Source organism: Ensifer sp. KUDG1 (assembly GCF_050434285.1).
Lineage (GTDB): Bacteria > Pseudomonadota > Alphaproteobacteria > Rhizobiales > Rhizobiaceae > Ensifer.
The window spans coordinates 1-17,259 of record NZ_JBNDIG010000011.1; the positions used below are offsets into that span (position 1 = coordinate 1).

The 17,259-nt window shown below is 64.2% G+C and carries 20 protein-coding genes; 16 read left to right on the forward strand and 4 right to left on the reverse strand.

Annotation, left to right across the window (positions count from 1 at the left end):
* Positions 1-95, forward strand: a 95-nt coding sequence (locus tag M2267_RS24060) for a 4Fe-4S dicluster domain-containing protein (RefSeq protein WP_183857558.1), incomplete at its 5' end; no start/stop codon positions are given.
* Positions 96-166: 71 nt separating this feature from the next.
* Entirely contained in the window at positions 167-1,978 is a 1,812-nt protein-coding gene (locus M2267_RS24065; RefSeq protein ID WP_429117801.1) for a phosphoenolpyruvate carboxykinase (GTP), read from the forward strand.
* 12 nt (positions 1,979-1,990) lie between these two features.
* Here M2267_RS24065 and M2267_RS24070 read toward each other — a convergent pair whose 3' ends face one another.
* From M2267_RS24070 to M2267_RS24080, 3 genes are all read right to left on the reverse strand, one after another.
* A complete protein-coding gene (locus M2267_RS24070; RefSeq protein ID WP_429117804.1) occupies positions 1,991-2,269 on the reverse strand; it encodes a GNAT family N-acetyltransferase in 279 nt (92 codons plus the stop codon).
* 115 nt (positions 2,270-2,384) lie between these two features.
* Complete coding sequence (locus M2267_RS24075; protein WP_429117807.1) at positions 2,385-3,149, reverse strand: SDR family NAD(P)-dependent oxidoreductase; 765 nt, start codon at positions 3,147-3,149, stop codon at positions 2,385-2,387.
* 224 nt (positions 3,150-3,373) lie between these two features.
* Positions 3,374-4,414, reverse strand: coding sequence for a LacI family DNA-binding transcriptional regulator (locus M2267_RS24080; protein ID WP_429117810.1), 1,041 nt, complete (start codon positions 4,412-4,414; stop codon positions 3,374-3,376).
* A 251-nt stretch (positions 4,415-4,665) separates the two neighbouring features.
* On the opposite strand from M2267_RS24080, the gene M2267_RS24085 reads away from it, so the two are divergent.
* From M2267_RS24085 to M2267_RS24140, 12 genes are all read left to right on the forward strand, one after another.
* A complete protein-coding gene (locus M2267_RS24085) occupies positions 4,666-5,949 on the forward strand; it encodes an amino acid ABC transporter substrate-binding protein (protein ID WP_429117813.1) in 1,284 nt (427 codons plus the stop codon).
* Between the two features lie 96 nt (positions 5,950-6,045).
* Positions 6,046-6,792: an ABC transporter ATP-binding protein gene (locus tag M2267_RS24090; protein WP_043611331.1), complete on the forward strand. Its 747-nt coding sequence runs from the start codon at positions 6,046-6,048 to the stop codon at positions 6,790-6,792.
* Complete coding sequence (locus M2267_RS24095; protein WP_043611329.1) at positions 6,792-7,520, forward strand: ABC transporter ATP-binding protein; 729 nt, start codon at positions 6,792-6,794, stop codon at positions 7,518-7,520. The genes M2267_RS24090 and M2267_RS24095 overlap by 1 nt, the downstream gene beginning before the upstream one ends.
* 11 nt (positions 7,521-7,531) lie before the next feature.
* Positions 7,532-8,410 carry a branched-chain amino acid ABC transporter permease gene (locus M2267_RS24100; protein WP_429117817.1) on the forward strand — a complete coding sequence of 293 codons (879 nt, stop codon included), beginning with the start codon at positions 7,532-7,534 and terminating at the stop codon, positions 8,408-8,410.
* Positions 8,410-9,453: a branched-chain amino acid ABC transporter permease gene (locus tag M2267_RS24105; RefSeq protein ID WP_429117819.1), complete on the forward strand. Its 1,044-nt coding sequence runs from the start codon at positions 8,410-8,412 to the stop codon at positions 9,451-9,453. Before M2267_RS24100 ends, M2267_RS24105 begins: the two co-directional genes overlap by 1 nt.
* 10 nt (positions 9,454-9,463) lie before the next feature.
* Positions 9,464-10,249 carry a glutathione S-transferase family protein gene (locus M2267_RS24110; RefSeq protein ID WP_429117820.1) on the forward strand — a complete coding sequence of 262 codons (786 nt, stop codon included), beginning with the start codon at positions 9,464-9,466 and terminating at the stop codon, positions 10,247-10,249.
* A gap of 19 nt (positions 10,250-10,268) precedes the next feature.
* Entirely contained in the window at positions 10,269-11,210 is a 942-nt protein-coding gene (locus tag M2267_RS24115) for a dioxygenase (RefSeq protein WP_429117822.1), read from the forward strand.
* Positions 11,211-11,249: 39 nt separating this feature from the next.
* Positions 11,250-12,128, forward strand: a complete 879-nt coding sequence (locus M2267_RS24120; protein WP_429117824.1) for a 3-keto-5-aminohexanoate cleavage protein — start codon at positions 11,250-11,252, stop codon at positions 12,126-12,128.
* A 27-nt stretch (positions 12,129-12,155) separates the two neighbouring features.
* The gene (locus M2267_RS24125) at positions 12,156-13,160 is read left to right on the forward strand and encodes a quinone oxidoreductase family protein (protein WP_052201538.1); all 1,005 of its coding nucleotides are present in this window, start codon (positions 12,156-12,158) and stop codon (positions 13,158-13,160) included.
* Positions 13,161-13,173: 13 nt separating this feature from the next.
* The gene (locus M2267_RS24130; RefSeq protein ID WP_043611321.1) at positions 13,174-13,506 is read left to right on the forward strand and encodes a cupin domain-containing protein; all 333 of its coding nucleotides are present in this window, start codon (positions 13,174-13,176) and stop codon (positions 13,504-13,506) included.
* A 24-nt stretch (positions 13,507-13,530) separates the two neighbouring features.
* Entirely contained in the window at positions 13,531-14,139 is a 609-nt protein-coding gene (locus M2267_RS24135) for a gamma carbonic anhydrase family protein (protein WP_429117828.1), read from the forward strand.
* Positions 14,126-15,178: an alpha/beta hydrolase family protein gene (locus tag M2267_RS24140; protein ID WP_429117831.1), complete on the forward strand. Its 1,053-nt coding sequence runs from the start codon at positions 14,126-14,128 to the stop codon at positions 15,176-15,178. The genes M2267_RS24135 and M2267_RS24140 overlap by 14 nt, the downstream gene beginning before the upstream one ends.
* A 15-nt stretch (positions 15,179-15,193) precedes the next feature.
* On the opposite strand, the gene M2267_RS24145 is transcribed toward M2267_RS24140, so the two are convergent.
* On the reverse strand, positions 15,194-16,252 hold the full coding sequence (locus M2267_RS24145) for an adenylate/guanylate cyclase domain-containing protein (protein WP_429117833.1): 1,059 nt from the start codon (positions 16,250-16,252) through the stop codon (positions 15,194-15,196).
* A 168-nt stretch (positions 16,253-16,420) separates the two neighbouring features.
* On the opposite strand from M2267_RS24145, the gene M2267_RS24150 reads away from it, so the two are divergent.
* Both M2267_RS24150 and M2267_RS24155 read left to right on the forward strand, forming a co-directional pair.
* Entirely contained in the window at positions 16,421-16,876 is a 456-nt protein-coding gene (locus M2267_RS24150; protein ID WP_043611143.1) for an SRPBCC family protein, read from the forward strand.
* Between the two features lie 200 nt (positions 16,877-17,076).
* Positions 17,077-17,244 carry a hypothetical protein gene (locus M2267_RS24155; RefSeq protein WP_197067085.1) on the forward strand — a complete coding sequence of 56 codons (168 nt, stop codon included), beginning with the start codon at positions 17,077-17,079 and terminating at the stop codon, positions 17,242-17,244.
* The last annotated feature ends 15 nt before the right edge of the window (positions 17,245-17,259 follow it).

The window sequence follows — 17,259 nt, forward strand, 5'->3', positions numbered from 1 at the left end:
TGCACTGCAAGACCTGCGACATCAAGGACCCGAACCAGAACATCAACTGGGTACCGCCCCAAGGCGGCGAAGGCCCGGTCTACCCGAACATGTGAGGGTGCTTCCCCCCAGACAGCAGGCTGGCCGTAGGCGCAGCCTTCATTGGTGCCAAGTGAGAGACGTATCCATGCAAGAGCCGACTGCCGTAACCAACCCCGCACTCAACCAGTGGATCGACGAGGTTCGATCCCTGTGCGAACCGGATCAGGTCCATGTCTGCGACGGCAGCGATGCGGAGTATCGACGTCTCTGCAAGACCCTTGTCGCCGCTGGCACCTTTATCCCGTTGAACGAAGCGAAGCGCCCGAACTCGTTCCTTTGCCGCTCCGATCCTGGCGATGTCGCCCGGCTCGAACATCGCACTTTCGTGTGTACGGCCGACCGGGACGACGCGGGCCCGACCAACAATTGGGCCGATCCGGCCAGCATGCGCGCCGATCTTTCGCAGCTGTTCAAAGGATCGATGCGCGGGCGGACCATGTATGTGATCCCGTTCTCCATGGGGGAGCCCGGCTCGAAGCTGGCGATGATCGGGGTCCAGATCACCGATTCCGCCTATGTGGCGGTCAGCATGAAGCTGATGGCGCATATCGGTCTGCCTGTCCTTCGCGCGCTTGGCGCGGGCGAATTCGTGCGCTGCCTGCACTCGGTCGGGGCGCCGCTTGCACCTGGCGATCGCGATGTGCCGTGGCCCTGCAACGCGGAGCACAAATACATTGTCAGCTTCCAGGACGACGGCTCGATCGCATCCTTCGGTTCCGGCTATGGCGGCAATGCGCTTCTCGGTAAGAAGTGCCTGGCGTTGCGGACCGCCTCGCTGAAGGGGCGACAGGAGGGGTGGCTTGCCGAGCACATGCTGATCATGGGCGTGGAGGATCCCGCAGGCAGAAGCACCTACGTCGCCGCCGCTTTTCCGTCGGCCTGCGGCAAGACCAATTTCGCCATGCTTCTGCCGCCCGAGGGTTTTGCGGGCTGGAAGGTCAAGACCATCGGCGACGACATCGCCTGGATCCGGCCGGATGCGGACGGCACCTTGCGCGCCATCAATCCGGAGACCGGCTTTTTCGGGGTTGCTCCGGGCACCAACGAGAAGACCAATCCCAACATGATGGCGGCGATTGCGCGCGATACCATCTTCACCAATTGCGCGCTCACGCCCGATGGGGATGTCTGGTGGGAGGGGTTGACGGAGGAGGCGCCGCCGGCGCTGGTGGATTGGCGCGGGCTCGACTGGACGCCTGAGGCCGGTCGCCCGGCCGCGCATCCGAACGCCCGCTTCACCGTTTCGCGCGACCGCTGCCCGAGCATGGATCCATCGGCCGCGGACCCCGCCGGCGTGCCGATCTCGGCCTTCATCTTTGGCGGGCGGCTCTCCCACACCTTTCCGCTCGTTTTTGAGGCAAGGGACTGGCGCGAGGGCGTCTACTGGGCGGCAACGCTCGGGTCCGAAGCGACGGCGGCGGCCGAAAACCAGGCCGCCACCCGGCGCGATCCCTTCGCGATGCTGCCCTTCTGCGGCTACAACATGGCCGACTACTTTGCCCATTGGCTGTCTCTCGGCGACCGGCTTGTGAACACGCCGGCGATCTTCCGCGTCAACTGGTTCCGGCGCGACGCGGACGGCGCTTTTCTCTGGCCGGGCTTCCGGCAAAACATGCGCGTGCTCAAATGGATCGTTGAGAGGACGGAGAACACCGGCGGCGGAGACGCCGCGTCGATCGGCCTTGTGCCGGGCTACGACGACCTCGACTGGGATGGCCTCGACTGCGACCGCCAAACCTTCGACGCGCTGATGAAGATCGATCCGGCCGAAGTCGCCAAGGAGCTGCAGAGCCACGACGCCTTGCTGCAGTCCTTCGGCCAACGATTGCCGCCAGAGCTTTCCGCCACCCGTCGCGCCTTGCTCGACGCGCTGGACCGGGCGCCGGATCGAGCCTGAGGTCCTGGGTGCTCAGCCGTCGAGCAGCGCCACATATTCGGGGTGTTTGGCGGCAAAGGCGGCCATGAAGGGACACTTGGCAATGACGCGCGCATTTCGTGCGCGAAGAATGTCGAAGACGCCGGTTGCAAGCCTGGTGCCGATCCCTTGCCCCGACAGGGCCTGCGGCACTTCCGTGTGCGTGAGAACGACCCGGCCGTCCTCCAGCCGATAGTAGGCGACTGCGATCTCGTCGCCGATCGGCAGTTCAAACCGAGACGCCTGAGTGTTGTCGACGACCTGTTCGACCAATTCGATGCCTACCTTCCCGCAACCGTTATCTGATGTCGTGGCTGTGCCCTGGACTATAGGAGGAACGATCCATCCGCGCGACCACTCTGTCGCGCGAATGCGCAGTTCTACGGTCTCAGAGCGCCCGGCCGCCATCTACCTGGATGATGTGGCCGGTTGAGAAACCGAGCAGCGTTGCGCTCGCCAGGATGGCGGCGGCGATGTCGTCGACTTCGCCGATGCGGCCGAGCGGGGTCGAGGCCGCGACCTTCTCGTTGAAGTCCGAGCCGCGCCCGGGAACGAATTGCGTGTCGACGACACCAGGAGAAATCGCAAGCACCCGGATCTCCGGGGCGAGAACGCGGGCGAGCGCCTTGGTCATCACGTCGATGCCGGCCTTGGCGGCGCAATAGGCGATGTTCGAGCCGACGCCGGTGAAGGCGGCGATCGACGAGATGGAGACGACGAGCCCGTCGCCGGACTTCTTCAGAAGCGGAGCGAAGGCGCGGATTGCGGCGAACTGGCTTCGCCAATTTACCTTGAAGATTTCGTCGATCAGCTCATCCGTTAGGGCATCGAGATCCCGGTGGGCGATGGGCTTGGTGAAGCCTGCGGCATTGACCAGCACATCGAGCTTGCCGAATTTCTGTTCGATGGTGCGGGCAAGGTCGCCAAGGGCGTTGGAATTCGTGATGTCGACGGCATATCGGGCATGACGTTCTGCGTTCGCAAGCGAAGAAATTACCGCGTCCGCGCTTGCGGCCCCCTGTTCGCCCGGCATGTGGGTGACGAGCACGGTCGCTCCGGCGTCTGCAAACAGCCGCCCTGTCGCGGCGCCGATTGCGCCGTTTCCGCCGATGACGAGAACTGTCTTTCCAACCAAGGACCGCGGATACGCCATAAGTTCCTCCTCTTGACGTGATGTCTTTCGACCGGCGGAAGCGTCCGCCCGGCAATTTGACGATTGATCGATGCGACCTTAGGGCAATCGATTGCACAAAACAACAAGCAATCGATTGCATGCGCGTTCGCGACGAGCGCCCGCGCGGGGAGGTTCGCAGGGGAAAGCGATCCGAGAGGCGGCCGAAGCCGCCGAACCCTGATGAATTTTCGGCTGGGGGACTGTCAGCGCTTCGGCGCTGCCACCGGGCCGGTGCTTTCGCGCTCCAGCAGTTTCACCGGCAGCACGGTTTCGAGCGGGATGTCGTCGTCCGCGCCGGCGTGCATCAGCCGCAGCAGGATCGACGCAGCGGTGATGCCCGCATCATATTGCTGAATGCGGACGGTCGTGAGCCTTGGACGCGCCAGTTGCAGGAACGGCATGTCGTTGAAGCCGCTGACGGAAATGTCCGACGGACAGTCGAGGCCGTTTTCCCGCAAGACGTCGATGCAGCCAAGCGCAAGGCGGTCGTTTGCGCAGAGCACGGCGGTGAAATTGTGTCCGGATGCCAGCAGCTCGCGCGTGCAGCGGGCGCCTTCGTCCTCGTCAAAGCGCATGGCGGTGACGATGAGCTGCGGGTCTATGTCGATCGACATTCTCTCGGCTGCGTTGCGGAAGGCGGCCAGGCGCAATTGCCCGGTCGACAGATCCTGCGGCCCGGCGAGATGCGCGATCTGCCGATGGCCGAGCTTCGTCAAGTGACGCAGCATTTCGCAGATGCCCATGTCCTCGTCATTGATGACATAGGGGATGTTGGAATTCTCGACGCGCCGGTTCAGCGTTACCACCGACAGGCCGTCCTGGGCGGCCTTGGCGATCGAGGGGTCGCTTCTGAGCACCGCCGCATGGATGAGACCGTCGACACCGCGATCGCGCAACACTTCGAGAAGGCGAACCTCGCGCTCGCGCTCGCTGTCGGTGTTGACGATGATCGACGCATAGCCGAGCGGTTCGAGAACGCTTTCGATTCCTCTGAGGATCGGTGGAAAAATCGGATTGGTGATATCCGGAATGACGACGCCGACCGTCATCGTGCGGTTCGTGCGAAGTCCGAAGGCGATGCGGTTGGGACGATAGTCCAGGCGTTCGGCAGCCGCCTGGATCTTCGCCACGACCTCTGGCGTGATGCTCTTCCGCTCGGTCGGGTCAAGGGCGCGCGATACGGTCGACACATGGACGCCGGTCGCGCGCGCAATGTCCTTCAGCGTGGTTCGTTTCTTCTGCATGTGTCACCTCTCGCCTCCATTTAAAATCTTGCAAGAGGTTTTGCAATCGTTCGCATAGATGCTTGACAAAGCGCAAACGCTGCGCATAATCGCCAATGTGCAATCGTTTGCACATTCAGTTTGCGGCAGGGCGGTTGAGGAGCTGGCCTGCTGTCGATCGAACAGCGCGCAAGTGACGTCCGGCGTGGCCGGGCGATTTGTTTTTCGCTTCAATGCAAACGATTGCGCACAAATGTCTGGGAGGAGACAAAATGGGAATCAATCGGCTGATCGCGGCAGCAACCATCAGTGTGCTTTCGGCAAGCACCGTTGCGAGCGCTGCGGAAACAATAAGGATCGGCGCATCGCTGCCGATCACCGGTGGCCTTTCGGTCAGCGGCGAGAAACATAAGCGGGGCTACGAGCTCTGCAACAAGCTCATCAACGAAGCGGGCGGCATTCTCGGCAAGCAGGTGGAGCTGATCGTCAGCGACAACCGCTCCGACCCCGCGACGGCCATCAACCAGTACGAACGCTTCATCAATGTCGACAAGGTCGACGCCGTCTACGGCACCTTCTCGAGCCGCCTGACCTTTCCGGTCGGCAACGTTCTGTCCAAGTACAACATGGTTCACCCGGTTCCCTCGGGCGGGGCGCTGCGGATCTATGCCCAGGGCTACAAGAATCTCTTCTATTTCCAGGTCAATGCCGCCGAGTACACCGGCAAGGACGTGATCGGTCTCCTGAAGGAGATCAAGGATCCGGCGGATGCGCCGAAGACCGTCGCCGTCGTCCATGCCGACGACTTCTTCGCCAATGCGATCGCCACCGGCCTTCTCGGCCAGAAGGTCATCGATCCGGCGAACGACAAGGAAATCGCCGACCTCGCGCCCGGTTACTTCAAGGAAGCCGGCATCGAGGTGGTGATGGAGGAGAAGTGGCCCGAGGAAGGCTTCAACGACTGGCTGAACCTTGCCAATTCGATCAAGCGCTCCGGCGCTGAAATGATCGTCGGCCTGACGGCCTCGGCCGAAGAGGCGGTCCAGCTTATGCGCGCACTCAAGACCGTCGGCGCATCGGCAAAGCTCGTCTATCTCAGCCAGGGCGCGCAGACGGAGTTCATCGAGGGTGTCGGCAACGACGCGGCCGATGGCGTCGTCATCCACACCACCTGGCACAAGGATGTTCCGTTCAAGAGCACGCTTGCCGGAAAGCCCTTCGACAACGCCGATTTCGTCAAGGCGTTCGAAGCCGAATATGGCGTCGAGCCGGATGAGGACAGCGCCATCCCCTTCGCCGTCTGCCAGGGCATCGAGCAGGCGATGGTCGGCGCCGGCAGCACGGACAATGCCAAGATGGGTGAGTGGCTGCACGCCCGCACCAAGGAACAGCCTGTCCAGACCGTGCTCGGCGATTTCAGCTGGGACGATCTCGGCCTGCCCGTCGACAAGTCGCACATCATGACCCAGTGGCAGGACGGCAAGCTGACCTTCGTCTACCCGACCGGCCAGTTCGAGGGCATCGTGCCCTTCCGCTATCCCAAGTCCGGTTTCTGACCCTTTGCAAGGCAGGGGAGGGTGTTTCGTCCGCGAGGCGCCCTCCCGATCCACAGGCATCGACTACCCAATTTCTAGTACAAGGAGATCGCGCGGATGCTCGAGGTTAAGAACCTGTGCAAGCACTACGGCGGAATTCGCGCCGTGGACGGCGCAAGCTTCAAGGTCGAGAAAGGCTCGATCACCGCACTCATCGGCCCGAACGGCGCCGGCAAGACCACGGCCTTCAATTGCATCAGCCGCACCGTCGTCCCGACCTCGGGCGAAGTCTGGCTGGACGGGGAGCGGATCGACAATCTGCGCCCGCACAAGATCACGGCCAAGGGCCTCAGCCGGACCTTCCAGATCTCGCGCAACCTCGGCGACATGACGGTGCTGGAAAACGTAATCGTGCAGGCGCGTTGCCACGGCTTTGCCGACCTGTTCCGGCCGGCGGTCACAGCGGAAGAGCGGGACAAGGCGATGTCGATCCTCGATTTTCTCGGGATCACCCGCATCGCCTACGAGGATGGGCACAACCTGTCCTACGGCCAGAAGAAGCTCATGGATCTGGCCGCGCTGCTGATGGCCGATCCGAAGATCATCCTGCTCGACGAGCCGGCCGGCGGCGTCAACCCGACGCTGCTCGAAGAGATCGTCGGCCACATCCGGGCGCTCAACGCCAAGGGGCTGACGGTGCTGATTGTCGAACACAACATGGACCTGATCATGCGGCTTTCGCACCGCGTCGTCGTCATGGCGCACGGGCGGGTGATCTGCGACGGCACGCCCGATGTGGTGCGTCGCGATCCGCATGTGCTCGAAGCCTATCTGGGCGGCGTACTGGAAGAGGAAGCGGCCTGATGAGCGATCTCCTGCAAGTCACCAATATCACCGCCGGCTACGGCGACGGCCCGGCCATTCTCGACGGCGCGCGGCTGACGGTCGAGCCCGGCAAGGTTCACTGCATCATCGGCCCGAACGGCGCCGGCAAATCGACGCTGCTGAAGGCGATCTGCGGCATGCTGACGATCCGCAAGGGCGACGTCATTTTCAAGGGCGAGCGGCTGAACGGCCTGCGCCCCGACCAGATCCTGCGCAAGGGCATCTGTTTCGTACCGCAGGAACGGGCGCTGTTTCCGAAGATGACGGTGCGCGAAAACCTGCGCATGGGCGGATACGTGCTCGACGATGCGAAGCTTCGCGACCGTCGCATCGAGGAAATCCTCGAGCGCTTTCCGGTGCTGCGCGAGCGCGCCGACCAGCACGCCGGCACCATGTCGGGTGGCCAGCAGCAGACGCTAGCGATGGCGCGCACGCTGATCGTCAAGCCCGACATCGTCATGCTCGACGAGCCCTCTCTCGGGCTCGCGCCGAAGATCGTCCAGGAGATGTTCGACATCATGAAGATGATGTCTCAGGAGGGCGTCACCGTGCTGCTCGTCGAGCAGAACGCCATGATGGGCCTCAAGAATTCCGACTGGGGCGTTGTGCTCGACCTCGGCCGCACCCTCTTCGAGGGGCCGGCCGAGGCGGTTCTGGCGGACCCGCGCATCCAGGAACTTTACCTCGGCGGCCGCAAGGTCGCGTAGCGGAGGACACAATGACAGACATTCTTCAGATACTGATACTCGGCCTCGCGCTCGGCGGCGTAATCGCGCTGATGGGCTCCGGACTTTCGCTGGTCTTCGGCGTCATGCGCATCGTCAACCTGGCGCATCCGTCGCTGATCATCTGCGGCGCCTATGTCAGCTACTGGGCCTTCAAGCTCTGGGGCCTCGACCCGATCGCCACGCTGCCGATCGCAGCGCTGATCATGGCGGCGATCGGCGTGCTGCTCTATCGCCTGATGTTCGAAAGCCAGGCCAAAAGCGCGCGCTACTCGGAAATGACGGTGCTTTTGACCTTCGCGCTGGCGATGATCGTCGAGGGCTTCCTCGGTGCCGCCTTCACCAACACCCAGCGCGTGACCTCGCCGGATTATGCGACGGATGCCTTCTTCATCGGCAGCCTGTTCATTCCCAAAGGCCAGCTCTATGCCGGCTGCGTCTCGCTGGCGATCATCGGCGCGCTGACGCTGTTCCTCAACTACTCGCGGCTCGGCTACGCCATCCGCGCCACCACGCAGAACCGCGAGGCCGCCGAACTGCTCGGCGTCAACGTCAACCTCATCAGCATGATCGCCTTTGCGATCGGCATCGGCCTTGCGGGTGCCGCCGGTTCGCTGGTGAGCTTCGTCTTCAGCTTCTTCCCCGCAAAGCAGTGGGAATGGATCGCAATGCTGATGTCGGTCGTCGTGCTCGGCGGCATGGGCAGCGTGCTCGGCACCGTCGTCGCCGCGCTTCTGCTGTCGGTCAGCGCCGCCTTCGTCGGCACCTGGGTGGGTGCGACCTGGTCGACCATGACCTTCTTTCTCGCACTCTTCGTCATCCTGCTGATCCGTCCCCAGGGCCTGTTCGGCGAAAAACCGGAGCTGGTATAATGGCCGTAAACCTACAACAAGCCGACGCGGGATCGGTGCTAGAGGCCCGTCGCATTCACAACCAGAAGCTCGCGCGCCAGCATGACCAGACCCGTGCCACGTGGTTTCCGCTGGCCGTTCTCGGTGTCCTGCTCGCCCTGCCGCTGCTGCAACTGACCGGCAACTACAATTACCTGCTGCACCTCGTGCTGTTCACCGCCTCCTATGCGGTCATGGCGAGCGGCTGGAACATCATCGGCGGCTTCGCCGGCTACATCTCGCTCGGCCACGCGGTCTTCTTCGCGATCGGCGGTTACTTCTCCGGCGTGCTCCTGGCGCGATACGGCATCTCGACGCTCTTGACGGCGCCGCTCGCCGGGTTGGCGGCCGCCATCTGCGGCTATCTCGTCGGCCTGATCACGCTGAAGGTTCGTGGCCCGAGCTTCATCATCTCGTCGATCGCGCTCCTGATGATCGCCCGCATCCTGTTCGACCACTGGGAGTTCATCGGCGGCGCCAACGGCATGTCGTTGCCGGTCACCGACCTACCGGTCGAGACCGCCAAGCTGCCCTATTATTACGCCTTCGTGCTGATGGCTGCCTTCACCGTATGGGCCACCTACCGCATCAAGCATTCCAAGTTCGGGCTTGGTCTGCGCGCGCTCTCCAAGGACGAGGTCAAGGCGGAAAGTGCAGGGATCAACACCCGCTTCTACAAGGTGCTCGCCTTCGCATTGTCCGCCTTCTTCGTCGGCATGGCCGGTGCGGTCTGGGGCGAGTATCTCACCTATCTCCGGCCGAACATCTTCCTGATCATCCTCGTTTCGGCAAACCTGGTGCTGATGTGCATTCTCGGCGGCAAGGGCACGATTGCCGGGCCGGTCGTCGGCGCAATCCTGATCGTCGCCTTCAACGAGATCTTCGTCGCGACCCTCGGCGCATCCGAGATCAACATTCTGGCGACCGGTTTCGTGATGGTTCTCGGGCTGATGTTCTTCCCGAACGGCGTGATCGGAACGCTCGCCCGCAAGGGCAAGCTGCCCCGCGTCCTCAACTGGGATTGAGGGGGAGACGATGCCGGACTTCATCCTCTACAACGCCCCTCAATCGACGTGCAGCCAAAGGGTTCGATACGTTCTCAACGCCAAGGGCCTCGCCTTCGAGGAGCACAAGCTCGATCTCTTCACCGGCGACCAGCTCAAGCCGGAGTATCTGGCGATCAACCCGAACGGCGTCGTGCCCTCGCTCGTGCACCGGGGCCGCGCGGTGACCGATTCCGCCGTCATCATGGAGTACCTGGAGGACATTCTTCCTGGTGGGCTTCGGCCAAGGGACGCCTTCGGCGCGGCGAAGATGCGGGCGATGATGCGCTTCATCGACGAAGTGCCGACACCGGCGATCCGGGTGCCGTCCTATAACCTCGCCTTCCTGCCGCACTATCAGGCGATGACGGCCGAGGAGTTCCAGGCGGTCTGCGATGCAAAACCGCTTCGCCGCGAGTTCCTGATGAAAATGGGGCGCTCCGGCTTTCCCGAGCAGGAGATGAACGAGGCGCTCGGTCGCCTCGAGCGCGGCGTTCAGCGCATGGCGACCTGGCTTTCCGACAATGGAGGGCCCTGGCTCATGGGCGAGCAGATGACGCTGGCGGACATCGCGATCATGCCGGTGATCGTGCGGATGGACGATATCGGGCTGTCCTCGATGTGGACGGAGACGCCCGCGATCCAGGGCTGGCTCGATGCCATCCGCGCAACCGGCGCCTTCACTGAAACTTACTATTACGGGTCGTTGCTGACCGAAAAATATCCGCACCTGAAGACGGCCAAGCCGGAGCTTCGGGTCGCTGGCTCAGGCCTGTGACGCGGAAAGGAGAACTGGGATGAACAGCCATATCAGCCCCGAGGCCAAACTGATTTCCAAGGAAGCCGACGTCACGCCGACGGTGCTTGCCGCCATGTCGCACGGCGACGATCCGCGGCTCAAGCAGATCATGGACGCCATGGTCAGACACTTGCATGCCTTCTTGCTGGAAGCACGCCCGACCGAGGCGGAATTCGAATACGCCCTGCGCTGGATCACGGCCGTCGGCCAGGCGACCAACGAAGCGCACAACGAAACCGTGCTTGCCGCCGACGTGCTCGGCGCCTCGACACTGATCGACCTGATCAACAATGACGGCATGCAGGGCGAGACGCTGTCGGCACTTCTGGGGCCGTTTTATCGCGGCGGCGCGCCGAAATGCTTGAACGGCGACTGCATCGCCCGTTCGGACACGCCGGGATCGCAGCTCTACTTCACGGGGCGGGTTACCGATCCCGCGGGCCGGCCCGTCGAAGGGGCGACCCTTGATGTCTGGCAGGCGTCCCCGGTCGGGCTCTATGAGAACCAGGACGAAACGCAGGACGACTTCAACCTGCGCGGCCGGTTCACCACGGATGGCGACGGCAACTTTCACTTTGTGTCGGTAAAGCCGGCAGGCTACCCGGTTCCGACCGACGGACCGGTCGGCGACCTGCTGCGGGCGCAGAAGCGGACGCCGATGCGCCCGGCCCACATCCACTTCATCGTTTCGGCGCCGGGCTACAAGACGCTCGTCACCCAGATCTTTTCCGACAGTCACGAAGCCCTGGTCAACGACGTGGTCTTCGGCGCGAAGCAGCAGATCGTCGGCAAGTTCTTCCGCCACGACAGCCCGGACCCGGAATTTCCGGGCGCCGAGGCGCCCTTCTACAGCTGCAACTACCATTTCAAGCTGGTGGAGGGCCAATCGGTCCTGCCGCTGCCGCCCATCTCCGGCAAGAAGGTGGCGCATCATGGCTGAGAGATCGAACGGGCCGCGCCCTGGCGTGGGAGGCATGTGATGCAGCAGAACGTCATCATCACCTGCGCCGTCACCGGCAACCTCACGACGCGGGAGAACCACCCCGGCCTCCCCGTCACGCCGGAGGAAATCGCCAATTCCTGCCTGGAAGCGGCCGATGCCGGTGCGGCGATCGCTCATATCCATGTGCGTGATCCGGTCACGGCGAAGCCTTCCATGGAGCTTAAATATTACCGCGAGGTCGTCCAGCGCATCCGGGCCAAGAACACGGCGCTGATCCTCAACGTCACGACCGGCCCCGGTGGCCGCTACCACCCGAGCGACGAGAACCCGGCGGTCGCCGGACCGCGCACGACGCTGATGCGGCCGGAAAAGCGGGTCGAGCACATCGTCGCGCTGAAACCGGATATCGCCACCCTCGACCTCAACACCATGACATTCGGATCGGAGGTGGTCATCAACACGCCGGCGAACGTCAAGATCATGGCCGACATCATCAACGAGGCAGGTTCCAAGCCGGAGCTCGAAGTGTTCGACACCGGGCACATCCAGCTGGCGCAGGATCTCTTGAAGGCCGGCGTTTTGAAGTCGCCGGCGATGTTCACGATCGTCACCGGCGTCAAATACGGCTTCCCTTCGACCACCGACGTGATGGCGACCGCGGCCCGCATGCTGCCCGGCGACGCCGTCTGGACCGGCTTCGGCGTCGGGCGAATGTCGTTCCCGATGGCGGTTCAGGCCTATCTGCTCGGCGGTCACGTCCGGGTGGGGCTGGAGGACAATTCCTACATTGCCAAGGGCGTGCTCGCCAAAGGCAATGGCGAACTGGTCGAACGGGCGAGGGACCTGATCGAGAAGCTCGGCGGAAGGATCGCCGAGCCCTCCCAGGCCCGTGAAATCCTCGGACTGCGTGCATAAGCATCGATATCTGCAAGGAGGCATAGAATGAACATTCAGGTGGACGCCAAGATCGCCCGGGCGCTGAGGGTGACGGAAAAATCTCCCGATCTCGACAATCTCAAGATCGACGTCGTCGATGTCGCGGTGCCACGGCCGGGTCCTGGGCAGGTGCTGGTGGAGATCGTCGCGGCAGGGGTCAATCCCAGCGACGTGAAGGCGTCCCTCGGGCACATGCCGCACGCCGTCTGGCCGCGCACGCCGGGTCGCGATTTCGGCGGCATCGTGCGCGAAGGACCGTCGTCGATGGTCGGCATGGAGATCTGGGGCGGCGGCGGCGAACTCGGCATCACCCAGGACGGCAGCCACGCCAAGTGGATGGTGCTCGACCAGAAGGCGGTGCGGGCCAAGCCCGCGAATTTCACCATGCAGGAAGCGGGCTCGATCGGCGTGCCGTTCATCACCGCCTTTGAGGGCCTGCGCGAGGCCGGCGGCGTGCAGCCGACGGATGTCGTGCTCGTCTGCGGCGGCAACGGCAAGGTCGGGCAGGCGGTGATCCAGCTCGCGACCATGGCGGGCGCCAAGGTCTTTGCGGTCGAATACAACGAGCAGCCGCTGCTGGCGCACACCAACGCGCCGGTCGAGATGCTGAACAGCGCCAAGGATGACGTTGCCGCGATCGTGCGCGAAAAGACCGGCGGCCATGGGGCCGACATCGTCTTCAATACGGTCGGCAGTCCCTATTTCGAGATCGCCAACAACGCGATGGCAAAGCAGGCGCGACAGGTGTTCATTTCCACCTTCGACCGCGCCGTGCCCTTCGATATCTTCAACTTCTTCCGCGGCCGCCACAAATATATCGGCATCGACACGCTGGCGCTGTCCTCGGTCGAGGGCGCGCGCATCTTCGACAAGCTGAAGCCGAAGTTCGAAGAGGGCAAGCTGAAGCCGTTCCCGATCAATCCGGCGACCGTCTATGGCTTTGCCGACGCCGCCAAGGCCTATGCCTCGGTGCTGCGCGGCACCCCCGAGCGCGTGCTGCTGGTGCCCTGAGGAGGAGGCGACGATGCAGGTGACGCGCTACGGCGAGGCCAGATCCTACGAGGCGCCGGAGCACTACGGCATGCACTGCCTGCGGTTGCAGGGAAAGGAGGCGACGGTTACCGATACGATCTGGATCGGCCTGTCGCACCTCCTGCCCGGCGGTCATACGTCGCTGAAGGACGCCGCGGTCGAGAAAATCTACATCGTCGTTGCCGGCGAAGTGACGGTCGAAACTGGCAGCGAGAGCGTCACGCTTGGCTTTCTCGACAGTTGCCGGCTGGCGCCCGGCGAGGCGCGCGCGCTGGTCAACCGCACCAATGCGCCGGCGTCCATCCTGCTCGCCATGCCGACCTGAGCGCCGCAGAACGGAGAATCTTGGATGGTTTCAACGGGTCTTTACCGGCTGGGCGCGCGTGTGCCACGCGTTCCCGCCAGCGGGAGATTTTACGTCGCGCCCGGTGCCGTGGTGATCGGCGACGTGCGGCTCGACGAGGATGTCAGCATCTGGTTCAACGCCGTCTTGCGCGGCGACAACGAGCCGATCAGTCTTCGGCGCGGCTGTAACGTGCAGGACGGATGCGTCGTTCATACCGATCCGGGTTATCCGGTGGAAATCGGCGAGGATGTCACCGTCGGGCACAACGCCACCATCCACGGATGCCGGATCGGCAAGGGCAGTCTCGTCGGCATGGGTGCAACGATCCTGAACGGCGCGCAGATCGGAAAGAGATGCCTGATCGGCGCCGGCGCCTTGGTGCGGGAAAACATGGTGATCCCGGATGACTCGCTGGTCCTCGGGGTGCCCGCCCAGATCGTCCGCACGCTCGACGCGAAAGTGGCCGAGGGCCTTTCGACCGGGGCGGCGCGATATCGCGCGACGGCGCAGAGCTACTCTAGGGACCTTCAACCGGTATCCGTCGGACAAGCAACGCCTGACGCAGACGAAGGCAATGACATCATGCGGGAGGATATGCATGACGCAGAATGAGAACCGACTTGTCAGTGTCGTCGAGCACTGGCTCCCGCGCATGGAGGTGGCCGGGATCCCGTCGGCAACGGCACGCGCCGTCATCGAGCGCGCCGGCGTCTGGCAGAACTGGCTTGCCACCTGGAGCGAGGAAGGCGAGCGTCACGCGGAACTCGGCGCTGCGGCTCTTGCTGCCGGCCGCAACGTGACCGCCGGCGAGGCCTATGCCCGCGCCAGCCTCTTCTATCATTTCGGACAGTTCATGGCTTTCGAGGACCTTGAGGCAAAGGCGAGGGCGGCCGCGCGAAAGGTGGAACTCTACCGTGTCGCAGCGCCACTGCTCGATCCTCCCGGCGAGATGGTCGCCATCCCCTTCGAAGACGGAGAACTCCGGGCCGTTCTTCGCGTGCCGAGCGGAGACGGCAGGCACCCGCTGGCGCTGGTCATCCCGGGCTCGGATTCGACCAAGGAGGAATTTCCGGCCTTCGAGCGGCATTTTCATGCCCGCGGCGTTGCGACCCTGTCGCTCGACGGCCCCGGTCAGGGCGAGGGCCGTTCGATGGGCGCCCTGCGTCCGGATATAGGCCCGGCCGTCGAGGCGGCCCTCCGGTCGGTGGCGGCGCATCCGCGCCTGTCGGGCAAGGTCGCGCTCGTCGGCATGGCCTTCGGCGGCTTTCTCGCGCTACGCGCCGCCGCGTCCGTGCAGAAGCTTGCCGGTGTCGTCTCCATCAACGGCTTCTTCGATCTCGGCGGTTTCTGGGATGCGCTGCCGCAGGTCTATCGCGACAACATGCGCTTCTCGCTCGGGGGCGCGGACGTTCGCGAACGGGCCGACCGCTTCACCTTGGTCCGCTGCCCGCCGCCGACCATGCCGGCCCTCATCCTTCACGGCGGACGCGACAAGATCTTTCCACCCTCCGAGGCGGTAAAATGTGCGGATATCTGCGCGCGCGGCGCCGAACTGCACGTCTTCGAGGATGGCAACCACGTCTGCAACAACATCCCCTGGCTCTATCGTCCGCTTGTCGCCGACTGGGTGGCGGAGCGACTGGGCGCGTGACCGCCAAGGGCGGCGTTACGCGTCCGGCAAGGTGAAGACGGCGCACGGCGCTGCGATGCCGCGCAAGGAATGCTCGCCGAGCGGCAGCAGCGGCATCGACGTGGTTTCAGCGACGGCACCCGAAATCAGCACGGAGCGGCCGAGCGGCCGGCACAGGCCCTCCAGCCGGCTGACGAGATTGACCGCCGGGCCGATCGCGGTGAAGTCGAGCCTGTCGGCGGCGCCGATATTGCCCCAGAGAATGTCGCCGAGGTGCAGGGCCACGCCGAAGGAGAGCGGCGGCAGCCCCTCCGCCTGCCGTGTCTCGTCGAGATGCGCCATGCCGGCGCGTGCGGCGGTGACCGCGCGCAGCGCCGCATCGCAGGCTTCGCCTGGCGAACCGCTCACCGGAAAGATCGCCAGGATGCCGTCGCCAATGAATTTCAGCACCTCGCCACCAAAGGCATGGATCGCGCCGGCGAGGCGATCGAACCAGGCGTCGAGGGCAGCGATCACCACGGCCGGTTCCGATGTCTCGGACAGCGCCGTGAAGTTGCGCAGATCGGCATAGAGCAGGGCCGCCCGAATGGTTTCGCCGGTGCCGCGGGTGAGCGCCCCGGCGCGGACGCGGGCGGCACTGCGGCGGCCGAGATAGGCGTCGAGCAGGGCGGTCAGCGCTGCCCGCTCGGCAAGAACCGCCAGGGGCGCGACGGCAAAGCGTTCGACCTCATGAAGCCGCGCCGTCTCTTCCCGGTCGAACGGGCGGGTCCCGGCCCAACTGAGGGGCGCGTGTTCCGTTCCCAGTTTGGTCGATGGTCGCAGCATTGGTCCGAACCCGGCCAGCCACTCTTCACCCGCCCGGTCGGAGACGGCGCCGGCAAAGCCCAGGCTCTCGATCACCACGCCGCTCTCGGCCCGCCACAGCCAGGTGCGGCGGGCGATGATCGGGTGTGGCACCGCGAGCGTAAGCGCGCCGGCCGCGAGCGGCAAACCGTCGGCGACGAGCCGGCGGCCGAGGTCGGACAGGAAGCGGTCCGGCTCCGGCGAGGCGCTCGCCTCGTCCACGAGCCAGGCAAGGGGGACGGACAAATCCATGTCGAAGAGGATAGGGCCGCCGCCCTTGCCGACAAGCCCCGTGCCGCCGCCGCGCTGAGCGCAAAACAGGGGCGAGCGGTGGCGCCATCCGCAATGGTGGCCTATGATTGCGGCAGCCCGCAGAAGGCTAGCAAGCCGCGGGCAGGCCAATCAGCAAAGGGAAGACCGATGCCAGAAGCCCTCGTCGTCCGCCGCGAAACACAGATCCCGGCGCCCCCCGCCGCAGTGTTCGCTCTCTTGACCGACCCGGAAAAAATCCTGCGCTGGATGGGAACGGAGGCCGACACCAAGGCGGAGCCCGGTGGCCTCTACCTCGTGAACGTGACCGGCGCGCGTTTTGCCCGCGGGGCTTTCCGCGAGGTCGTGCCGGTGCATCGGCTTGCCTACAGCTTCGGCTGGGAAGGCAGCGACATCGTGCCGCCCGGCTCGAGCCTGATCGAGATCGACCTGATCGAGCAGCCGCCCGGAACATTGCTGCGCCTCACGCAAACGGGCCTGCCCAGCGCCGAACAATGTGCCGGCCATGCGGAAGGCTGGGCGCATTATCTGGAGCGCTTGGGCCAGGTGGCCTCCGGGCGCGATCCAGGCCCCGATCCCTGGCTCGGCCGCGACGGTGCGGCTTGATGACGACGTCTCTTGATTAAAACGCCTGGCCCTGAAGGCTTGACGACGGCGTTGGAATGCCATGTGGATTCAACGGGATTGGCGCGAACTTGCTTTTACATCTTATTGACGCCGAATCAGGACGTTAGGCGGGGCGCGTCACGAGTGGTGCGCCGGCTGAACGCGCCGAAACATATACGAATTTACCCGGGTGGGAGCGGATGGACGACAACAACATCATCAAGTTTGAACGACCAAAGCCGAAAAAGGAGGCGAAGCCGGCCAGGCCTGTGCCGCGGAAGGCGTTGATTTGGCTGGCAGTGATCGCGGTCCTGGTTGCAGTGTGGTCGTACTATCAGTTTATCGCGCCGCCGAGCATGCCGGGCTAACAAATCTTCGCGCCG

Coding starts and splice junctions, on each gene's coding strand:
- M2267_RS24065 (WP_429117801.1), top strand. CDS start 167: ATGCAAGAGCCGACTGCCGTAACCAACCCCGCACTCAACCAGTGGATC.
- M2267_RS24075 (WP_429117807.1), bottom strand. CDS start 3,149: ATGGCGTATCCGCGGTCCTTGGTTGGAAAGACAGTTCTCGTCATCGGC.
- M2267_RS24080 (WP_429117810.1), bottom strand. CDS start 4,414: ATGCAGAAGAAACGAACCACGCTGAAGGACATTGCGCGCGCGACCGGC.
- M2267_RS24085 (WP_429117813.1), top strand. CDS start 4,666: ATGGGAATCAATCGGCTGATCGCGGCAGCAACCATCAGTGTGCTTTCG.
- M2267_RS24090 (WP_043611331.1), top strand. CDS start 6,046: ATGCTCGAGGTTAAGAACCTGTGCAAGCACTACGGCGGAATTCGCGCC.
- M2267_RS24095 (WP_043611329.1), top strand. CDS start 6,792: ATGAGCGATCTCCTGCAAGTCACCAATATCACCGCCGGCTACGGCGAC.
- M2267_RS24100 (WP_429117817.1), top strand. CDS start 7,532: ATGACAGACATTCTTCAGATACTGATACTCGGCCTCGCGCTCGGCGGC.
- M2267_RS24105 (WP_429117819.1), top strand. CDS start 8,410: ATGGCCGTAAACCTACAACAAGCCGACGCGGGATCGGTGCTAGAGGCC.
- M2267_RS24110 (WP_429117820.1), top strand. CDS start 9,464: ATGCCGGACTTCATCCTCTACAACGCCCCTCAATCGACGTGCAGCCAA.
- M2267_RS24115 (WP_429117822.1), top strand. CDS start 10,269: ATGAACAGCCATATCAGCCCCGAGGCCAAACTGATTTCCAAGGAAGCC.
- M2267_RS24120 (WP_429117824.1), top strand. CDS start 11,250: ATGCAGCAGAACGTCATCATCACCTGCGCCGTCACCGGCAACCTCACG.
- M2267_RS24125 (WP_052201538.1), top strand. CDS start 12,156: ATGAACATTCAGGTGGACGCCAAGATCGCCCGGGCGCTGAGGGTGACG.
- M2267_RS24130 (WP_043611321.1), top strand. CDS start 13,174: ATGCAGGTGACGCGCTACGGCGAGGCCAGATCCTACGAGGCGCCGGAG.
- M2267_RS24135 (WP_429117828.1), top strand. CDS start 13,531: ATGGTTTCAACGGGTCTTTACCGGCTGGGCGCGCGTGTGCCACGCGTT.
- M2267_RS24140 (WP_429117831.1), top strand. CDS start 14,126: ATGACGCAGAATGAGAACCGACTTGTCAGTGTCGTCGAGCACTGGCTC.
- M2267_RS24145 (WP_429117833.1), bottom strand. CDS start 16,252: ATGGATTTGTCCGTCCCCCTTGCCTGGCTCGTGGACGAGGCGAGCGCC.
- M2267_RS24150 (WP_043611143.1), top strand. CDS start 16,421: ATGCCAGAAGCCCTCGTCGTCCGCCGCGAAACACAGATCCCGGCGCCC.
- M2267_RS24155 (WP_197067085.1), top strand. CDS start 17,077: ATGGACGACAACAACATCATCAAGTTTGAACGACCAAAGCCGAAAAAG.